The following is an 18,981-nucleotide window of genomic DNA, read 5'->3' as shown; positions in this document are numbered from 1 at the left end:
CTCAATCGTCATAAGCATGTCCCGCCCTCAGCCCGTCGCGCACCCGATGCGCGATCGCCTGGAATTCCGGCGTATCGCGAATATCCAACGGCCGTTCGCGCGGCAGGGTATTCTCGATCACATCCGTGATCCGCCCCGGACGCGGGCTCATCACCACGATCTTGGTCGACAGATACACCGCCTCGGGGATCGAGTGGGTCACGAACCCGATGGTTTTGTGAGTCTTGTCCCACAATTCCAGCAACTGCTCGTTCAAATGGTCGCGCACGATCTCATCCAGCGCCCCGAAAGGCTCATCCATCAGCAGGATATCAGCATCGAAAGCCAGCGCCCGGGCAATGCTTGCCCGCTGCTGCATCCCGCCCGAAAGTTGCCAGGGAAACTTCTTGCCAAAACCGCGCAGATCAACCAGGTCCAGCACCTTGTCGATATGGCTTTGCCATTCGGACTTCGGAAACCCCATGATTTCCAGTGGCAGTTGGATATTGCCCCGGATCGTGCGCCAGGGATACAGTCCTGCGGCCTGGAAGACATAGCCATAAGCTCTTGCCTTACGGGCCTCTTCCGGGCTCATTCCGTTGACGGTCACGGTGCCGCCGGTGGGTTCTTCCAGCGCGGCCACCACCCGCAAAAACGTGGTCTTGCCACAGCCCGACGGCCCGATGAAGCTGACGAAATCGCCCTTGTTGATGGCAAGCGACACGTCTTTCAACGCATGCACAGGGCCGTCATTGGTCTGGAACGTCAGGTCCAGATTCTTGGCCGATATGACGGGATCGCTCATATTGTTATCGCTTCTGTTTCATACGAGATTGTCGAAATAGGAGGAGCTTGGCTCTAACCCCTTCGCCTTTTTGAACTTCACCAACAAAGGGCGAATCTCGTTTCGGGCTAGGTTTGTCATATCCTCCAGTTCCTCGTTCTTTCCATGCGGGTAGCCACTGAGATTGTTCATCGCCGCAATTGCCATTTTCATCGCATCCCCTTCGATTTCGAACACATCTAGCGCCAGCCAATCCTGCAATTCCTGACGTTTAAAACCCATCACTGTTGCGAATTCCCAGTCTGGGAGAAACGGCCCCTCGGCAATTGCCTGAATGCACCGTCGCACGCTCTCGACGTCTTTATCCGTGAAGGCAAATACTTCCGACATCACACCCCCGTCGCCGGAATGCCGCTGCGCACCACCGGTTGCGGTGCGGTCAGCTCTTTCCACTGGCTCAGCGCGGTGTTCACCGTCGCATTGGCCTCGCGGGCGACGAACTTACCGTGGCCTTCCTGTGTGTTGATTTCGCCATCCATCACCGCAACGTGGCCGCGGGTCAGGGTGTAACGCGGCAAGCCCTTCACATGATGACCCTCGAACACGTTGTAATCGATGCTTGATTGCTGAGCGCCAGCGGCAATGGTCTTCTCTTTCTCCGGGTCCCAGACCACCAGATCGGCGTCTGCCCCAACCAGAACCGCCCCTTTTTTCGGATAGCAATTCAATATCTTGGCGATATTTGTTGATGTAACCGCCACGAATTCGTTCATGGTCAACCGCCCGGTTGCAACCCCGTTGGTCCACAGCATCGGCATCCGATCTTCCAACCCGCCGGTGCCATTCGGGATCTTGGTGAAATCCCCCACGCCATAGCGTTTCTGTTCCGTGGTAAAGGCACAATGATCCGTCGCCACCACGCTCAACGACCCGCTTTGCAGCCCGGCCCAAAGCGAATCCTGATGCTGCTTGTTGCGGAACGGCGGGCTCATCACCCGGCGCGCGGCATGATCCCAATCCTTGTTGAAATACTCGCTTTCATCCAGCGTCAGGTGCTGGATCAACGGCTCACCCCAAACCCGCTTGCCCTGCATCCGCGCCCGCCGGATCGCCTCGTGGCTTTCCTCGCAGGACACGTGCACCACATAAAGCGGCGCCCCTGCCATATCGGCGATCATGATCGCCCGGTTGGTGGCCTCGCCCTCAACCTGCGGCGGGCGGCTGTAAGCATGCGCCTCGGGGCCGGTATTGCCTTCACGCAGCAGCTTTGCGCTCAACTCCGCCACCACGTCGCCATTCTCGGCATGAACCATCGGGGTCGCCCCCAGCTCGGCCAGACGCTGGAACGACGCATAAAGCTCGTCATCGTTCACCATCAGCGCGCCCTTGTAGGCAAGGAAGTGCTTAAAGGTATTGATTCCACGCTCTTGCACGACGGTCTTCATGTCGTCAAACACCTGCTCACCCCACCATGTCACCGCCATGTGGAAGGAATAATCGCAGTTTGCCCGGGTCGATTTGTTGTCCCAGCGTTTCAGCGCATCCAGCAGGCTCTCGCCCTGGTTGGGCAGCGCGAAATCCACCACCATCGTGGTGCCCCCCGCCAGCCCGGCGCGGGTGCCGCTTTCGAAATCATCGGACGAATAGGTCCCCATGAAGGGCATTTCCAGATGGGTATGCGGGTCGATCCCGCCGGGCATCACATAGCAGCCCGTGGCGTCCAGCTCCTTGTCGCCGGTCAGCCCTTTGCCGATCTCGGTGATCACCCCGCCCTCGATCAGCACATCGGCCTCGTAGGTCAGGTCTGCGGTCACGACGGTGCCGTTCTTGATAACTGTGGTGCTCATGGTTTTTCTCCCTCACGGGGCCTCCCCAGCCCCTTCATCTGACCAAAAATATCTCGCGGGAGTGGGGGCTGGCCCCCAATCCGACCTATCGGCTCACTCCACGATCCCCGCCGTTTCCACCACCGAATGCATCAGCACATCCGTGCCTGCCGTGGCCCAGTCCTTGGAAATCTCCTCGGCCTCGTTATGCGACAACCCATCCACACAAGGGCACATCACCATTGCTGTTGGCGCCACCTGGTTGATCCAGCAGGCATCGTGACCGGCACCGGAAATCAGGTCCATGTGGGAATAGCCCAGCCGCTCGGCCGCACTACGCACTGCCGTCACGCAGCCCTCGTCAAAGGTCACCGGATCGAACCCGCCTACCTTTTCGAACGCGATCTCCAGATGCATCCGGTCGGCGATCTTCTGGCCCTCGACCCGCAGGCGCTTTTCCATATCCTCGATCACGCTCAGATCGGGCGAGCGGAAATCGACGGTAAAGACCACCTGCCCCGGGATCACGTTGCGCGAATTGGGATAGACGTCGATATGCCCTGCCGCGCCCACCGCATGCGGTGCGTGACTCCAGGCAATATCATCTACCGCCTCCAGCACCCGCGCCATGCCCAGGCCCGCGTTGCGACGCATCGGCATCGGGGTTGAGCCTGTATGGGCATCCTTGCCGGTAATGGTCACCTGCGTCCAGCTAAGCCCCTGACCATGGGTGACTACGCCGATGTCCTTTTCCTTGGCCTCCAGGATCGGCCCCTGTTCGATATGCAGCTCGAACATCGCATGCATCTTGCGCGATCCAACCGGTTCGTCGCCTTGCCAGCCAATCCGCTTCAGCTCATCGCCAAAGCGTTTGCCCTCGGCATCAACGCGGTCCTTGGCCCAGTCCTCGGTATGCACCCCGGCAAACACGCCCGAGGCCAGCATCGCCGGCGCGTAGCGCGTGCCCTCTTCATTGGTCCAGTTGGTGACAACGATCGGGTGTTTCGTCCTGATCCCCAGATCATTCAGCGTGCGGACGATCTCCAAACCGCCCAGAACGCCCAGAACCCCATCGTACTTACCGCCCGTCGGTTGGGTATCGAGATGCGAACCGACATAGACCGGCAATGCGTCAGGGTCGGTACCTTCACGGCGGGCAAACATGTTGCCCATCGTATCCACGCCCATCGAGCACCCGGCAGCCTCGCACCACTTTTGAAACAGGGCGCGGCCCTCGCCGTCTTCGTCGGTCAACGTCTGACGATTGTTGCCGCCCGCGACCCCGGGGCCGATCTGGGCCATCTCCATCAGGCTGTCCCACAACCGGTCGCCGTTGATCCGCAGGTTTTCTCCAGGTGCAGCCATGTCATTCTCCCGTTTGGCGATGCAGGAATCCCGGCCGGAGTCTTCTTTGCACCCTCTTGCCTTCACCCAATTCCTGACCGTATGGTCAAGAAGAGAGCACCACAGCCTGACCAAACGGTCAAGAAAATTCTGAAAGGCCCGCAATGGCATCCAACCTCCGCCCCCTCAGCAAAAAGGAAATTCGCCGCGAAAACGAGCGAACAATCCTGGCCGCTGCGGAAAAAGTCTTTGCGGAGGCCGGGTTTGGCGGGGCAACCATGCAGTTGATCGCCGATGTGGCGGGACTGCCCAAGGCCAACCTGCACTATTACTTCCCCACCAAGGAAGCTCTCTATCGTGAAGTGGTCCAGAGCATCTTCCAGGTCTGGTTGCAGGCGGCCAACACTTTTGAATCTGCCGAGGGGCCAGCCGAGGGACTCGGCGCGTATATCGACGCCAAGATGGAAATCTCGCGCCGCCACCCGGCGGGCTCCAAGGTCTGGGCCTCCGAGGTAATGCACCGTGCGCCGGTCATCCAGGACTATCTGGAAACCACCCTGGTCGAATGGACCAATGGCCGGATTGACGTGATCCAGGGCTGGATTGATGACGGCCGGATGGACCCGATTGATCCACGCCACTTGCTTTACATGCTCTGGGCGACGACCCAGCATTACGCCGATTTCGGCCATCAGATCGAAACCCTGAACAACGGCGCGCCGCTATCGGATGCGCAATGGGCCGAGGCCAAGCGGAGCGTCAAGATGATTATCCTCAAGGGAATCGGTGTGCCGCAACACGAGCTTGACGCATTGAAGTGATCTTGTTGTTGGGGCTAGTTTGCCGCCCCCCGACCTGCTAGTTTTGGACGGCTTGCAATTCGTGATCTGCTTTATGTCCAAATCCGCCCCCAAAACCCGCATTCAGCGCAAGAACACCGCCACCATCCTCGAGGCGGCACTCGACGTGTTTTCGCAAAACGGCTATCGCGGCTCGACCCTGGATCAGATCGCCAAAGCCGCCGGGTTGTCAAAACCCAACCTGCTCTACTATTTCCCGTCGAAAGAGGCGATCCATACGGCCCTGCTTGACGGCCTGATGGAAACCTGGCTCGACCCGCTGGAGGCCCTGAATGCCGAGGGCGATCCGCTCGATGAAATCCTGGCCTACGTGCTACGCAAATTGGAGATGAGCCGCGACTACCCGCGCGAAAGCCGCCTGTTTGCCAACGAAATCATCCAGGGGGCCCCGCGCATCGGCCCGGCCCTTTCGGGCGAATTGAAAGACCTGGTCGACCAGAAGGCCGAAATCCTAAATAACTGGGTCGCAGAGGGCAAGATCGCCGAGGTCAACCCGCACCATCTTCTGTTTTCGATCTGGGCTCTGACCCAGCATTACGCCGATTTCGACGTGCAAGTGCATGCGGTTCTGGGCGGTCCGGATGTCGACCCTTTCCCCGAGGCGCAGCGATACCTGACCCAGTTGTTCACAAGGATGCTGGCGCCCTGAGGCCACACACGGCTGTGCCCGCCGCACAACCGATCAAGTTTCAATATGCATAGCCCGGTCTTGCAAGAACGGGCCCGGTACCGGAAGGGAAGATTGGGTTTCTAAACGCATTGCTGACACGCCTCCCAAAGCGCTTTGCGCCCGGAACATCTGCTTCAGCCGCCAAACGACCTAACCGCTACCGCTCTCGAAACCTCGGCCCATGAAACACCCGCACAGGCGCGCCACGCTCCAGCGCCTTATGCGCCGCCCATTGCCGGTTGCGCACCTCGGCAGCCCGCACCTCGGCCACCGCGTTCAGCAATTGCCCCAGCCGTTCCAGCGCCACCGCCCGGTTGCGATGCTGCGACCGTTCATCGCGCGCCACAACGCTCAGTCCACTGGGCAGATGGGTGGCACGCACCGCACTGTCCGTGGTGTTCTGATGCTGCCCGCCCGGCCCGCCGGCGCGAAATGTCTCGACCCGCACACCGCCCGGATCAAGCCTCTCAACCTGTCGTGCCGCGGCCATGCGAAACACGCCGACAAACCAGTTCTTGCGCTTGTGCCCAGGGCGCAACCGGCTGGGACATTGCCACTTGATGCTACCCAGCCAGCGCGCCGCCAGCGCCTCGGCCCCGGCCCTATGCAAGGACACCACCGCCGATTTCGGCCCGTGCCGCCCCGGTTCGATGGCGACATCGCAATCCACGCCGTAAATCTCAGCCTCTTGCCGCAACCTCTCCAGCACGCCCTGAACGGCCTGCTGGCACTCGCCCGGCCCATTTCCGGAACTGATCAACAGGGTGATCGTATCATAGCCGCTCATGACGCCCCCCTTTCAATCGCCCGCTTGTAGGTGATCAGCGGGTGCATCTCGGCCACGGGGCGCGCCACGTCGGTCTGTTCCAGAGCCGAAACCACCTCCAACACCGGCTTGTAGGCCTCGGGCGCCTCCTCGATCAGCAGGGTTTTCTCATCGCAGATCACCCGCCCGCCTAACCGGGTCCGCTTCAACGCCGCCAGATCGGCGCGACCGGCGCGCACCCGCCCATGCATGGACGACCGATCATACTTGCGCCCCGCCCCATGGGCCATCGACGCCAGCGCCCCCGCATGACCCAAAGGCTGCATCAGGAAGCTTGGTGCTGCCCGCGAGCCAGCCAGCGGCACCAGCCCGGACGCCACCGCGGCCCCCTTGCGATGCAGCCAGCCGCCAAACTCGGGTGACAGCAGGTTATGCAGCACATCGACCAGCGGCTCACACGTGGCGCGCAACGCCATTGCCGCCCGCTCGGCGATCACCTTGCGGTTCAAACCTGCCCAGGCCACCGCTTCATTATGACGGCGCAGGTAATCGCGCCCGGCCTCGCTCTCCGGGTCCAGCGACACCAGCCCCTCTGCGATCAGGCGCGACAGGATCGAATGCCCCACCCCACGCGATCCCGAATGCACCAGCAGCACCAGCGCGCCTTTCTCCAGCCCACTTTCGGGTGCAGCCTGCACCACCTTCTGCGCCTCGCAAAAATGGTTGCCACCCCCGACCGAGCCCAGGGCCTCGGGTGCAAGCGCAGCGTCAAGCCCCAGCTCCTCCAGCCGTTCGGCCATCTCGTCACCGTCCACCGGCCCGGCGAGATTTCGCAGCCGTTCCGCCGCCTTGTCGAGCTTCAGCTTGCGCAGCGGCAGGTCGAGCCGGAACAGCCCCATGCCGCAGCCAATGTCCGAACCGACAAGCTGCGGATGCAGCCGGTCGGCCAGCACGGCACAACCCACCGGCCCATATTTGCCCGGATGCAGATCGGGAAAGCCTGCCACGGCGCGCACGCCATCCAGACCCTCCAGGTGTTTCAATTGATCCAGCGCCCGGCCTTCGATCCAGCCGTCGCGTGCGAAAAAGGTCTCGCTGTGCACAGCCTGTGCACAGCCGTTCTGGGAATTGCCCATCGGTTTTCATCTCTCGAAAATAGTCAGAACCCCGGCCGTGCGGCCGGGCTAACGCCTTAAAACAGCGTCGCGCGTGTTCAGGCGGTGAAAGATCCCTTGCAGGAAAGCATCGTCATCATCATGTCTATGTCCTTTCCTCGAAAAAGGGTTTCAGAAAACCGGGTCGTGCCACGGTCACATGCGGCTGACATAGAAAACCGGCCTCGCCAAAACAAGACCGGTTTCCTTCATCACCTCAAAGCCGTTGCAGTTCGGAGACTCTACTCCGCCGCACAGCCCGAGCCGGGGTTGTTGGGATGCATGGTCCAGTTGCCATACTCGTCCTTCACCGTTTCGCCGGTGCGCGGGTCCACTTGTCCCGGCTGCATCGTCTCCATGGTGATACACCCTTCGACCGGGCAGACATTGACGCAGAGGTTGCAGGCCACGCATTCCGCGTCATTGACCTCGAACACCCGGTCGTCCTTCATCCAGATCGCCTGGTGGCTGGTATCCTCGCAGGCGGCAAAACAGCGACCGCACTTGATGCAGGATGTCTGGTCGATCTTGGCCTTGGTGATGTGGTTCAGGTTCAGATATTGCCAGTCAGTGACATTCGGCACCGCGCTGCCGATGAACTGATCGGTGCTGGTATAGCCCTTCTTGTCCATCCAGTCGCTAAGGCCCGAAATCATCTCCTGCACCACTTTGAATCCATAGGTCATCGCCGCCGTGCAGACCTGCACATTGCCCGCGCCCAAGGCCATGAACTCGGCCGCATCGCGCCACGTGGTGACGCCGCCAATCCCACTAATCGGAATGCCGGCGGTCTCGGCATCGCGTTTTATCTCGGCCACCATATTGAGCGCGATCGGCTTCACTGCCGGGCCGCACATGCCGCCATGGCTGCCCTTGCCATCAATCGACGGCTCGGGGCTGAAATCATCCAGATTGACCGAGATGATCGAACTCACGGTGTTGATCAGGCTCACCGCATCCGCGCCGCCCGCCAGCGCCGCCCGCGCCGGATAACGAATGTCGCTGATGTTCGGGGTCAGCTTGACGATCACCGGCTTGTCATAGACTTCCTTGCACCAGCGCGTCACCATCTCGATATATTCCGGCACCTGGCCCACGGCGGCCCCCATGCCGCGCTCGCTCATGCCATGCGGGCAACCGAAGTTCAGCTCGATCCCGTCCGCGCCGGTTTCCATTACCCTTGGCAGGATGCCCTTCCAGGCCTCTTCCGTGCAGGGCACCATCAGCGACACGATGATGGCGCGATCCGGATAATCCGCCTTCACCCGCTTGATTTCGTCGAGATTGGTCTGCAACGGCCGGTCGGTGATCAGCTCGATATTGTTGAGCGCCAAAAGCCGCCGGTCCGCCCCCCACATCGCGCCATAGCGTGGCCCGTTGACGTTGACGATCGGCGGGCCGTCCTCGCCCAGCGTCTTCCACACCACGCCCCCCCATCCGGCCTCGAAGGCGCGGCGGACGTTGTATTCCTTGTCCGTCGGCGGCGCAGAGGCCAGCCAGAACGGGTTGGGGGTCTTGATACCCAGAAAGTCAGTTGTCAGATCAGCCATATCTACCTCCGTAGGGCGGGCTTCAGCCCGCCACCCCCGTCAAAACCGCATGAATGTCTTCTGCCGCATCGCGACCCTCGGCCACAGCCGTCACGGTCAGGTCGTCACCACCACTGGCGCAATCGCCGCCGGCCCAAACCCCTTCGCGGCTGGTCCGGCCCGCGTCATCGACCACGATCTTGCCGCCCTCGGTATCCAAACCGACTACCGTCACCAGTTTCTGACCAATCGCACAAAGCAGCTGATCGGCCGTTACACGGAAGCGCTCGTCGCTGCCGGTCACGGAAAACTCCACCGCCTCTATCGCACCATTGCCAAGGATCGCTTCCGGCGTGGCCTCGGTCACGATCCGCACGCCCTTGGTGGCGGCCAATTCCTGTTCGTACCCGCTCGCCTTCATCTGGTCCTGCCGCCGGCGATAGGCCAGCGTCACTTCCCCCGCGCCAAGCGCCTTGGCCTGCACCGCCGCATCCACGGCCGTCATGCCACCGCCAATGACAACAACATTACTTCCGACGCTGACCGACCCCATGTCGCCAGCTTGGCGCAGGTCGGCAATCCAGTCGACCGCGTCGCCGACCCCGTCCAGGTCTTCGCCCGCAAGGCCAAGTGTGTTCACATCGCCCAACCCGACGCCAAGGAACACTGCGTCGTGCCCCGCTGCCAACCCGTCCAGATCGACGTCGCGCCCCAACGCCTGACCGGTCTTCACTTTGATGCCACCAATGCCAAGCAGCCAATCAACTTCACGCCCGGCAAAGCCATCAACCGCCTTGTACGAGGCAATCCCGAATTCGTTCAGGCCCCCGGCCTTCTCGCGGGCGTCATACACCACGACATCATGGCCATGCATGGCAAGGCGGTGGGCACAGGCCAGTCCGGCCGGTCCTGCCCCCACCACGGCCACCGACTTTCCGCTGGGCACCGCACGGGAGAACGGCTGCGGCCCATGGGACATCGCGGCATCGGTAGCAAAGCGTTGAAGCCGCCCGATCTCGACCGGCTTGCCCTCGGCGGTCTCACGCACGCAGACCTCTTCGCACAGGGTCTCGGTCGGGCAAACCCGGGCGCACATCCCGCCAAGGATATTCTGCTCAAGGATCGTGCGCGCGGCCGCCAACGGCGTATCGGTCGCGATCTGTCGGATGAACAAGGGAATGTCTATCGAGGTTGGGCAAGCTTCCATACAGGGCGCGTCATGACAAAAATAACACCGGTCCGCGGCCACCGCCGCCTCATGCGAATCCAGCGGTTCGTGCAGGTCGGCAAAATTCTGCGCCAGTGTCTCGGCAGGCAAACGCCCTGCCGCCAGCCCTGGGGTCCTGGGGGAATTGCCCATCGTTTCATCTCCCTCATGTTACTTGCATTCAGGGTGCCACAAATAAATTTTTTATCAATTGGTAAATTTTTGAAATTGTCGTTTTTCGACTCATTACCCAAGGATTGCACGGTTTTTCGTGAACCGCCGGCGCCAGCAACACAGGTTTTCACCTCCAAAATGCCGGGGCGTTCGGGGGAATCACACGAAAAAAGGGCCGAGCGGCATCACGCCCCCCGGCCCCAATTGTCCCGTCGAAAACGGTGCTTACATCTTGCAGTCACCTGCATAGGTGTCGGTATGCCCGGCCGAGGCCGTGCCGATGATCTTGTTGGTCACCACGTCGCCCTCTTTCACCACTTCGCGCATGTAAATTGTCTGCACCGGATGATGGTTCGGACCGAACGAGAAATCGCCACGCGTCGACGCGAAATCCGCCGCCTCAAGCGCCGCACGGAACGCATCCGCGTCCTTAACATCCGCCTTGCCCATGGCCGAGATCAGCAGCGCCGCCGTATCGAAACCCTGGCTTGCATAGAGCGACGGTAGACGACCATATTCGGCCTGGAAGCTTTCGACGAAGGCCTTGTTGGCGGCATTGTCGATATCCTTGCCCCAGTGCGAGGTGTTCTTCACACCCAGGGCCGCCTCGCCGATTGCACCCAGGATGCCCTGGTCAAACGAAAACGCCGGTCCCATCACGGCCTTGTCGGCCCCCGACCCGGCATATTGCTTCATGAACGAAATCCCCATGCCGCCGGGCAGGAAGTAATAAGCCATATCCGCATCAGACGCCTTGATCTGGGCAATCTCGGCGGCATAGTCACTCTGGCCCAGCTTGGTATAGACCTCGTCGCTGACCTCGCCTTTGAAGTAGCGCTTGAAGCCCGCCATCATGTCCTTGCCCGCCGGATAGTTCGGTGCCATCAGGAACACCTTGCCGATACCGTTCTCACTGGCCCAGGCCCCCGCCGCCTCGCTGAAGGCATCGTTCTGCCAGCTGACGTTGAAGTAGTTCTTGTGACAACCCTTGCCCGCCAGCGCGCTTGGACCCGCGTTGGGCGACAGGTAAAACTTGCCCTGAGCCGTTACCGCAGGAACAACCGCCATCGCTAGGTTCGACCAGATGATCCCGGTCAGAACGTCAACCTTCTCCTGCTGCACCATCTTGTCAGCCAGTTGCACCGCGATATCCGGCTTACGCTGATCATCCTCGATCACCACTTCCATGTCCGCGCCGCTTTGCTTCACCGCAAGCATGAACCCGTCACGCACATCGATGCCAAGCCCCGCGCCGCCACCCGACAGCGTGGTAATCATGCCGACCTTGAGGCCCTCGGCATATCCCGCGCCAGTGGTCATCGCCGCCGCACAGGCCGCCATCATCAGATGTCTGAATTTCATGTGTCGCTCCTCCCAAAGCTTGTTTTCCGGGTGTCAGGGTTTCCATGCCCGGGCCGCTTGTCAACACAAACGGCCCGGAAAACCCTGATTTCCCGCGAATAACCTGAACAGAGGCGCGAGCCCCGAGTGCTTCAGAACGGCAACCCGGTGTAGTTTTCCGCCAGTGATGCCATCGCCGCATCTGAGGAAAACAGGTACTCCATCTCGATCTGCTGCAAGCGCTGATCATAGTCGATGCTGTCGGGGTAGCGATGCAGCATATTGGTCATCCACCAGCTGAACCGCTGTGCCTTCCACACCCGCGCCAAAGCCTTTTGTGAATATACATCAAGACCTTGATCGTCATTGTTCAGGTAATGATCCACCATCGCGTGATAGAGGTAATAGATATCTGACGCCGCCGAATTCAACCCACGGGCACCGGTCGGCGGCACGATATGCGCCGCATCGCCGGCCAGAAACAGGTTGCCATAGCGCATCGGTTCGGCGACGAAGCTGCGCAAGGGCGCAATCGACTTCTCGATCGACGGCCCGGTTTCCAGCCGCTCTGCCACCTCGTCCGGCAAGCGCCGCTTTAGCTCGGCCCAGAAATCCTCATCTGACCAATCCTCGACCGTATCGGTCAATGGCACCTGGATGTAATAGCGGCTCAACACCTGGGAACGCAGTGAACACAGCGCAAAGCCCCGCTCGTGCTTGGCATAGATCAGCTCAGGGCTCACCGGCTTGGTCCGGCTCAGCACCCCCAGCCAGCCAAACGGATAGACCTTCTCGTATTCGCGCAGCACGTCGCCCGGAATGGTCTTGCGGCTGACCCCGTGGAACCCATCAGCCCCGATGATGTAATCGCAATCGATCCGGATGATCTCATCCCCTGCACGATAGGACACATAGGGCGACTCGTCGCTTTTCACGTTGTGCAGCTTCACATCCTCGACATTGTGAATGACCTTGCTATTCATCTTGTCGCGCGCCTCGTAAAGGTCACGGGTCAACTCGGTCTGGCCATAGACCATCACCGAATTACCGCCGGAATGCTTGTGCAAATCGACCCGGGTCATCTCGCCGTCATGGGCGATGAAGAAGCCCTCGTGGATTTCGCCTTCCATGTCCATCCGCGCACCACATTGTGCCTCGCGCATCAGGTCGGCAAAGCCGTGTTCCAACACGCCCGCACGAATCCGCCCCAGCACATATTCCCGGCTCTGGCGTTCCAGAACGATGGTGTCGATCCCCTTGAGATCAAGCAATTGAGACAGCATCAGCCCCGAAGGCCCGCCGCCGATGATACAAACTTGGGTTTTCATTTCAGATCTCCTCAATCACGCCGCACATTCCAAAAGCAACGTCCCCGCCGCCGTATTGGAAATCGGGATGTGGTAATTCCGTGTTATCTCGGTCACGTCGTCTCCGAGCGCTCCGCGCATCATCATCCACATCAGGAATTCAGTGCCCTGCGCGCCCGCTTTCTCGACCAGCTCCATGCGGCTGATCTTGGTCAGCTCGTCGGGATTATTCACAATATTTTCAAGGCAGTACTGGTCGAACTCCTTGTTGATATGCCCGGCACGTTCCCCATCCAGCTGGTGGCTCAACCCGCCGGTTCCCAGAACAACGATCTTAGCATCCTCAGGAAAACTCAGCAGTGCCTTGCGCAGGCTACGGCCAAACGCCAACGCCCGCTTCAGTGTCGGGATCGGATGCTGCACCGTATTGGCTGAAATCGGCACCGCCTTGGGCATATCCACATTGTTCGGCGCTCCGGGCCAGAAAAGCTGCATCGGCACGACAAAGCCATGATCCACAGCCAGCTCCTGGCAGGATGTGATGTCGAACTCGTCCGCCACCATCGATTCAATGATATGCCAGCTCAGTTCCGGCGCGCCCGGGAACGGATCAAGGGACGGCAGACCCCAGCCCTCATCCTCGTTGCGGTATTCATGCGCCGCACCAATTGCAAAGGTCGGCATCTGGTCCAGGAAAAATCCAAGCCCGTGGTCGTTGTAAATGTTTATCACGTAATCTGGCTTGTGCTCGTCAATCCAGCCATGCACCTTCGGATAGCCGTCAAAAAACGGCTTCCAATACGGATCGTCATAAAGTTCGTTCTGGATCGCATTACCAACGGCCGGAATATGCGAGGTTGTAATCCCACCAAGAATTTTTGCCATGATATCTGCCCCTTACGCCTTGCTCTGAAGGTATTCTTTGAATTCTTCGGTGGTGCGGCCGGTCTGCATACCGCCCACATCCTGCACCGACAGCTTGAAAATGCCGGCCAGTTTGGCGAGGTAGTAGATATTGCCGCCCTGTTCGATCATCGTCAGGATGTTGCGGTCGCGAATGGCCTGCTTCTGGCCTTCGTTCAGTCCGTATTTTTCCATCCAGCCTTCTTCATCCGCCAAGAAGCCTTCGCGGTTCTCGGCGCGATTGAAACCATAGCACATCTTGTTGAGCGCATAGCCCTTCATCGCCTGTGTGCCGTCAAAGATCGTGGTGCCGGGAATGTCGGCATGCACGTCGAAACCGGGTTGATCCATCTTGTTCTCCTAGCGCGCCCAATACAGGCGCATCGGGTTGTCAATCAGCAGCTTGCGCTGCAACTCTTCGGTTCGCGCGATTTTCGGAATGAAATCGACCAGCTGCCCGTCATCGGGCATATGCGATTTCATGTTGGGATGGGGCCAGTCGGTGCCCCACAGCACCCGGTCGGGAAACATCTCTGTCACGGTCCGGGCATAGGGCACCACGTCATCATAGGGCAGCCCTTCTAGGCTCAACCGCTCCGGGCAGGTTACCTTGCTCCAGATGTTTTCATTGCGCGCCATGAGGTCAAGAAACCGTTTGAAGTCAGGATGTTTCACGCCCTTTCCCACGTCGGGCCGCCCCATGTGATCCACCACGATCACCGTCGGAAGGCTTTCAAGGAACGGCACAAGCTCCTCCAGGTCCGCTACCTCGAAATACACCACCACATGCCAACCAAACGGCTTGATCTTTTCGGCAATCGACAGGAACACCTCTTTCGGCGTCGCATCCACCAGCCGTTTGACAAAGTTGAACCGGACTCCACGCACCCCCGCCGCGTCCATCTCGGCGATCTCGGCGTCGGTGATATCAGGCCCAACGCTGGCAATCCCCCGCGCCAAATCCCCTGCTGCGCGACAGGCATCCACCATCGCCCGGTTGTCCTTGCCATGGCAGGTCGCCTGCACGATCACATTGCGCTCGAAGCCCAGAAAATCACGCAGCTCAAAAAGCCTGTCCTTACCCGCATTGCAGGGCGTGTATTTGCGCTCGGGCGCAAAGGGAAACTCCGGTGACGGCCCGAACACGTGGCAATGGGCGTCCACGGCCCCCTGCGGCAGCTTGAAGGAAGGCTTCGTCGGGTTGGGATGAAACTCCAGCCAATCCGAATCCATGACTTGTACGTCGCTCATGCGAACACCTCACCATCCATCAGTTTGCGCGCCGTGCGCAGGATTGCCGCCCGTGCCACCTCACCGCTGTCATCCAACGTCACCACCACGCTCATCTCACCTGTTGGGTGCTCCACTGACAATCTCCGCTCCCGGCCCTCGCCCCGTTCCGCCATATCATAGGCAACCGATCCGGGGATCAGACAGGCAGTGGCCACCGAAACCGCCCCCAGCACGCCAATCGCCTTGTGACAGCGATGCGGGATAAAGGTTCGAGTAGAAACCGCCCCGCCCTCGCGTGGCGCGCTGACCATTGTCAGTTTCGGCACTGATTTCTCACGCACATCACCCAAATTCATCTTCGGACCACAGGCCAGCCGGAGTCCTTCCAGACGCGACCGCAAAGCCGCGTCAACCTCCAGAGCCTCCGGGGCCTCATCGCCTGCAATCCCCATATCCTCGGCCCGCAGCACCACAACCGGCATGCCGTTGTCGATCATCGTGACCTGCACGCCTTCGACCTCGTCAACGACACCACAGGGCAACAACGCACCACAGCTCGACCCGGCAGTGTCGCGAAATGCCACCGGCACTGCTGCGGCCGTCCCCGGAACCCCGTCAATCCGTGCCGTGCCCGCATAGGTCACCACGCCATCAGGCGTCTGTACGCGCGCCTCGGCCACCTGCCCGGTATTCTCCATGTAGATCACCACCGGCGTCTCGCCGTCCTGCGCCTCAACCAACCCGCGTTCGATGGCAAAAGGCCCCACGCCAGCCAGAATGTTCCCGCAATTCTGCGCATCCGTCACGATCTCTTGGTCAACAAACACCTGCAAGAATAGATAATCCACGTCCACGCCCGGTCGCTCGGACCGATTCACCACCGCCACTTTCGAGGTCAGCGGATCCGCCGCGCCCATCCCGTCAATCTGACGCGCATCGGGCGACCCCATCATCCGCAACAGGAACCCATCACGATCCGCCGGCAGGTCCTTAGCTAGGAAATACCCGCCTTTCGAGGTCCCTCCCCGCATCCACATGCACCGCACACCCGTCATGAGCCCTGATCCATTCTTCATCTGACCAAAAATATCTCGGAGTCCCGAGGGGCTGGCCCCCGGCGCCGTCCTCACAGATATTTCAATCCCTTCTCGGCCAACCGCCCGCGCATGTCATAGATATCGAGCCCCAGTTCCCCGGCATCAAATCTTGCGCGCTTGTCGCCTTCATTCGCTTCCCGTGCCCGCGCCTTTTCAAGCACCGCAGCGGCCTCATCCCGGCGCACGACAACAACCCCGTCATCATCCGCCACGATCACATCTCCGGGCTGCACCAGTTCCTCGGCGCAGACCACCGGCACGTTCACCGATCCCAGCGTTTCCTTCACCGTTCCCTGTGCACAGATGGCCTTGGACCACACCGGGAAGCCCATCTCGGTCAGATCGCGTACGTCGCGCACGCCTGCGTCGATCACCAGCCCGCGACAGCCGCGCGCCATCGCTGATGTCGCCAGCAGATCGCCAAAATATCCCGCATCGGACGGCGAAGTTGTGCCCAGCACCATGATATCGCCGTCCTGCAACTGCTCGATACAGACATGGATCATCCAATTATCACAGGGCGGTGCCAGGATCGTCACAGCGCTACCGGCCACGCGGGCGCCTGTGTAGATCGGCCGCATATAGGACGCCAACAGCCCCTTGCGCCCCTGCGCCTCGTGTACCGTGGCCACACCACATTCCGCCAACCCGTCGATCACGCGTTGATCGGCCCGTTCCACCTGGGTGACAACCACACCCGTCTGTCCCGTCAAATCGCTCATTCCAACTCGTCCACCGTGCGCGGGAAGATCGTCTCGAACCCTTCGGCGTATTCCGCCTTGCGCCCGCCGGCCATCCCGCCCGAGTTGCGCCGGAAGTGGTTGGCCCGGTTCTGCGCCACGTTCTTGTAGAATTCCCACAGGTGCTCCTGGCCTTGCATGCACTGGATCGCCGCCCATTTGCGGTCCCAAACCGGCGTGATGTCCAGAAAGACGCTCGGCTTCCATCCCATCTGTTCGGTCTGGTGCGGCTCGAAGAGATAAAGCTGCGGCGCTCCCAACACCTTCTCACCAGGGTTATGCCCCCAGGCCTGGGCAATCATGCGGGTTTCCAGCGCAAACTGCGTCGTGTTCATGTGATCGGTGTTGTAGGGGTCCCACTTCGAATGGCTCATCATCCACTTCGGCTGAACCTCGCGGATCACGTCAACCATGCGATCCTGCGTCTCGCGACCCAGGTCCAGCGGATAGTCGCCAATATCAAAGAACCTGATGTCATGCACACCAAGCGCCTCGGCGGCATTCTCGGCCTCTTTCCGGCGCTCTGATTTCACTTTCTCAAGTGTCATGCCTTCCTGCTTCCACAGCTTGGCACTTTCGCCCCGCTCGCCATAGGATAGACAAACCACCGTGACATCGTAGCCCAGCTCTGAATGCAGCGCGATCGCCCCGCCCCCGCGCCATACGAAATCGGCGGAGTGGGCTGAGATTACCAGCGCAGATTTGGTCATGGTCTAAGCTCCTGCAAAATCTCTCGACACAACCCTGCCGCAACGGTCTGCAATTGCCTAATGCGAATTGAGGCCTTAGAATAAGTTTTAGCTATAGCAACCAGCCACACCACCATGACCACCGACTTTCCCAATGTCCGCCACATGCGGGTGTTCCGCGAAACCGCCCGCACCGGATCAGTGTCGGCCGCCGCCGATCTTTGCGCCCTGTCGCAACCCGCCGCCACTCAGGCCCTGAAACGGCTTGAAGCGGCCATCGGCGCCCCGCTTCTTGTGCGCAGCACGGGCAGCTTCACCCCCACGCCTTGCGGCGCGCTCTATGCCGCCCGGGTTGAAACCGCGCTTGATCACTTGTCCATCGGCGCCCGCGCCGCACTCAAAGGCTTACCCAAAGCACGCCCCTTCGATCACAACGTTACTGCTGCCCAGCTGCGCACCCTGATCGCCGTCGCCGCCAGCGGCAGCTTCACCGTGGCGGCCCATAATCTCGACATCTCTCAACCCACTGTGCACCGCGCCGCTCGCGGCCTTGAAGACGTGGCCGGCGTGCCCTTCTTCCGCGCCACCCCGTCTGGTGTCGAACTGACCCCTTCGGCACAGGCCTTCGTCCTAGGTGCCAAGCTGGCGCTCAGCGAAATCCGCCAGGCAAACGAGGAAATTGCCCAGGAACTGGGCCAGCACAAATCCAGTTTCGCCCTCGGCAGCCTGCCCCTGGCGCGCACCACCATTGTGCCCCGCGCCACGCATGCAATGATCTCGTCAACGCCCGGCATGCAAATCCGCGTGGTCGATGGCCGCTACGACGAGTTGCTGCGTTCCCTGCGCGAGGGCGATCTGGATTGCCTGATCGGCGCTCTGCGCGACCCGCCGCCCGCAGATGATATCGTACAGGAACGTCTGTTCGACGACGCGCTCGCTATCGTCGCCCACCCGTCGCATCCCCTGGCAGGCAAACCCGATCTTACCATCGAGGACACGCTCTCTTACCCGTGGATCGCCCCCCCCAAGACCGCCCCTGCCGGGCAGTACCTGTTTGACACCCTGCGCATTCATGACCGGCCGGAAACCCCTGTCCGCGTGGTGTCCTCGTCGCTCATCATGCTACGTGGCCTTTTGGCGGAAGGCCCTTACGTCTCGATCATCTCACGCAACCAGATCTCTATTGAGGAGGCCGCAGGCTTCATCGCCGCGCTCGAAATTCCCTTGTCCGGCGACCGCCGCCCTATCGGCCTGACAACCCGGGCGAGCTGGCGCCCGACGCAGTCCCAGGCCAAATTCCTCGACCATCTGCGCGCCATGGCGCCAAACTCATCATAGCTTTTTTCAATACCCCGGCGTCGGAAGTGATTGTCACCTG

General features: G+C 60.6%; 19 protein-coding genes. 3 read left to right on the top strand and 16 right to left on the bottom strand.

The window, feature by feature from the left end; translation table 11 throughout:
* Window position 1: 1 nt before the first annotated feature.
* The 4 genes from RXV86_RS05110 to RXV86_RS05095 form a co-directional block, all read right to left on the bottom strand.
* Window positions 2-784, bottom strand: a complete 783-nt coding sequence (locus tag RXV86_RS05110; RefSeq protein WP_316298012.1) for an ABC transporter ATP-binding protein — start codon at window positions 782-784, stop codon at window positions 2-4.
* An 18-nt stretch (window positions 785-802) separates the two neighbouring features.
* A complete protein-coding gene (locus RXV86_RS05105) occupies window positions 803-1,153 on the bottom strand; it encodes a hypothetical protein (RefSeq protein WP_316298010.1) in 351 nt (116 codons plus the stop codon).
* Window positions 1,153-2,610 carry a dihydropyrimidinase gene (gene hydA, locus RXV86_RS05100; protein ID WP_316298008.1) on the bottom strand — a complete coding sequence of 486 codons (1,458 nt, stop codon included), beginning with the start codon at window positions 2,608-2,610 and terminating at the stop codon, window positions 1,153-1,155. The genes RXV86_RS05105 and hydA overlap by 1 nt, the downstream gene beginning before the upstream one ends.
* Window positions 2,611-2,703: 93 nt before the next feature.
* On the bottom strand, window positions 2,704-3,954 hold the full coding sequence (locus RXV86_RS05095) for a Zn-dependent hydrolase (RefSeq protein ID WP_316298006.1): 1,251 nt from the start codon (window positions 3,952-3,954) through the stop codon (window positions 2,704-2,706).
* Window positions 3,955-4,097: 143 nt separating this feature from the next.
* On the opposite strand from RXV86_RS05095, the gene RXV86_RS05090 reads away from it, so the two are divergent.
* Both RXV86_RS05090 and RXV86_RS05085 read left to right on the top strand, forming a co-directional pair.
* On the top strand, window positions 4,098-4,754 hold the full coding sequence (locus RXV86_RS05090; protein ID WP_316298004.1) for a TetR/AcrR family transcriptional regulator: 657 nt from the start codon (window positions 4,098-4,100) through the stop codon (window positions 4,752-4,754).
* A gap of 73 nt (window positions 4,755-4,827) precedes the next feature.
* Window positions 4,828-5,442, top strand: coding sequence for a TetR family transcriptional regulator C-terminal domain-containing protein (locus RXV86_RS05085; protein ID WP_316298002.1), 615 nt, complete (start codon window positions 4,828-4,830; stop codon window positions 5,440-5,442).
* A gap of 178 nt (window positions 5,443-5,620) precedes the next feature.
* Here the strand turns inward: RXV86_RS05085 and prfH are convergent, their stop codons facing one another.
* The 12 genes from prfH to RXV86_RS05025 all read right to left on the bottom strand — a co-directional run bounded on the left by prfH (window position 5,621) and on the right by RXV86_RS05025 (window position 17,624).
* On the bottom strand, window positions 5,621-6,250 hold the full coding sequence (prfH, locus tag RXV86_RS05080) for a peptide chain release factor H (RefSeq protein WP_316298001.1): 630 nt from the start codon (window positions 6,248-6,250) through the stop codon (window positions 5,621-5,623).
* Window positions 6,247-7,365 carry an RNA ligase RtcB family protein gene (locus RXV86_RS05075; protein WP_316297999.1) on the bottom strand — a complete coding sequence of 373 codons (1,119 nt, stop codon included), beginning with the start codon at window positions 7,363-7,365 and terminating at the stop codon, window positions 6,247-6,249. Before RXV86_RS05075 ends, prfH begins: the two co-directional genes overlap by 4 nt.
* A 260-nt stretch (window positions 7,366-7,625) precedes the next feature.
* Window positions 7,626-8,933: an NAD-dependent dihydropyrimidine dehydrogenase subunit PreA gene (gene preA, locus RXV86_RS05070; protein WP_316297998.1), complete on the bottom strand. Its 1,308-nt coding sequence runs from the start codon at window positions 8,931-8,933 to the stop codon at window positions 7,626-7,628.
* Between the two features lie 22 nt (window positions 8,934-8,955).
* Window positions 8,956-10,272: an NAD(P)-dependent oxidoreductase gene (locus RXV86_RS05065; RefSeq protein WP_316297996.1), complete on the bottom strand. Its 1,317-nt coding sequence runs from the start codon at window positions 10,270-10,272 to the stop codon at window positions 8,956-8,958.
* Between the two features lie 246 nt (window positions 10,273-10,518).
* Window positions 10,519-11,655: an ABC transporter substrate-binding protein gene (locus RXV86_RS05060; protein WP_316297994.1), complete on the bottom strand. Its 1,137-nt coding sequence runs from the start codon at window positions 11,653-11,655 to the stop codon at window positions 10,519-10,521.
* A gap of 131 nt (window positions 11,656-11,786) precedes the next feature.
* Window positions 11,787-12,962 carry a 4-hydroxybenzoate 3-monooxygenase gene (gene pobA, locus RXV86_RS05055; protein WP_316297992.1) on the bottom strand — a complete coding sequence of 392 codons (1,176 nt, stop codon included), beginning with the start codon at window positions 12,960-12,962 and terminating at the stop codon, window positions 11,787-11,789.
* A 15-nt stretch (window positions 12,963-12,977) separates the two neighbouring features.
* Complete coding sequence (locus tag RXV86_RS05050; protein ID WP_316297989.1) at window positions 12,978-13,826, bottom strand: class III extradiol dioxygenase family protein; 849 nt, start codon at window positions 13,824-13,826, stop codon at window positions 12,978-12,980.
* A 12-nt stretch (window positions 13,827-13,838) separates the two neighbouring features.
* On the bottom strand, window positions 13,839-14,195 hold the full coding sequence (locus RXV86_RS05045; protein WP_316297987.1) for a protocatechuate 4,5-dioxygenase subunit alpha: 357 nt from the start codon (window positions 14,193-14,195) through the stop codon (window positions 13,839-13,841).
* A gap of 9 nt (window positions 14,196-14,204) precedes the next feature.
* The gene (locus RXV86_RS05040; protein ID WP_316297986.1) at window positions 14,205-15,095 is read right to left on the bottom strand and encodes an amidohydrolase family protein; all 891 of its coding nucleotides are present in this window, start codon (window positions 15,093-15,095) and stop codon (window positions 14,205-14,207) included.
* On the bottom strand, window positions 15,092-16,132 hold the full coding sequence (locus tag RXV86_RS05035; RefSeq protein ID WP_316297985.1) for a 4-oxalomesaconate tautomerase: 1,041 nt from the start codon (window positions 16,130-16,132) through the stop codon (window positions 15,092-15,094). The genes RXV86_RS05040 and RXV86_RS05035 overlap by 4 nt, the downstream gene beginning before the upstream one ends.
* 71 nt (window positions 16,133-16,203) lie before the next feature.
* Window positions 16,204-16,896, bottom strand: coding sequence for a 4-carboxy-4-hydroxy-2-oxoadipate aldolase/oxaloacetate decarboxylase (locus RXV86_RS05030; protein WP_316297983.1), 693 nt, complete (start codon window positions 16,894-16,896; stop codon window positions 16,204-16,206).
* Window positions 16,893-17,624, bottom strand: a complete 732-nt coding sequence (locus RXV86_RS05025) for a PIG-L deacetylase family protein (RefSeq protein ID WP_316297982.1) — start codon at window positions 17,622-17,624, stop codon at window positions 16,893-16,895. Before RXV86_RS05025 ends, RXV86_RS05030 begins: the two co-directional genes overlap by 4 nt.
* Window positions 17,625-17,738: 114 nt before the next feature.
* Between RXV86_RS05025 and RXV86_RS05020 the strand changes: the two genes are divergently transcribed.
* The gene (locus RXV86_RS05020) at window positions 17,739-18,941 is read left to right on the top strand and encodes a LysR family transcriptional regulator (protein ID WP_316297980.1); all 1,203 of its coding nucleotides are present in this window, start codon (window positions 17,739-17,741) and stop codon (window positions 18,939-18,941) included.
* The last annotated feature ends 40 nt before the right edge of the window (window positions 18,942-18,981 follow it).

It is taken from the genome of Aliisedimentitalea sp. MJ-SS2 (assembly GCF_032586155.1).
Classification (GTDB): Bacteria; Pseudomonadota; Alphaproteobacteria; order Rhodobacterales; family Rhodobacteraceae; genus JAWHTC01.
This window is presented reverse-complemented; position numbering and strand designations above follow the sequence as displayed.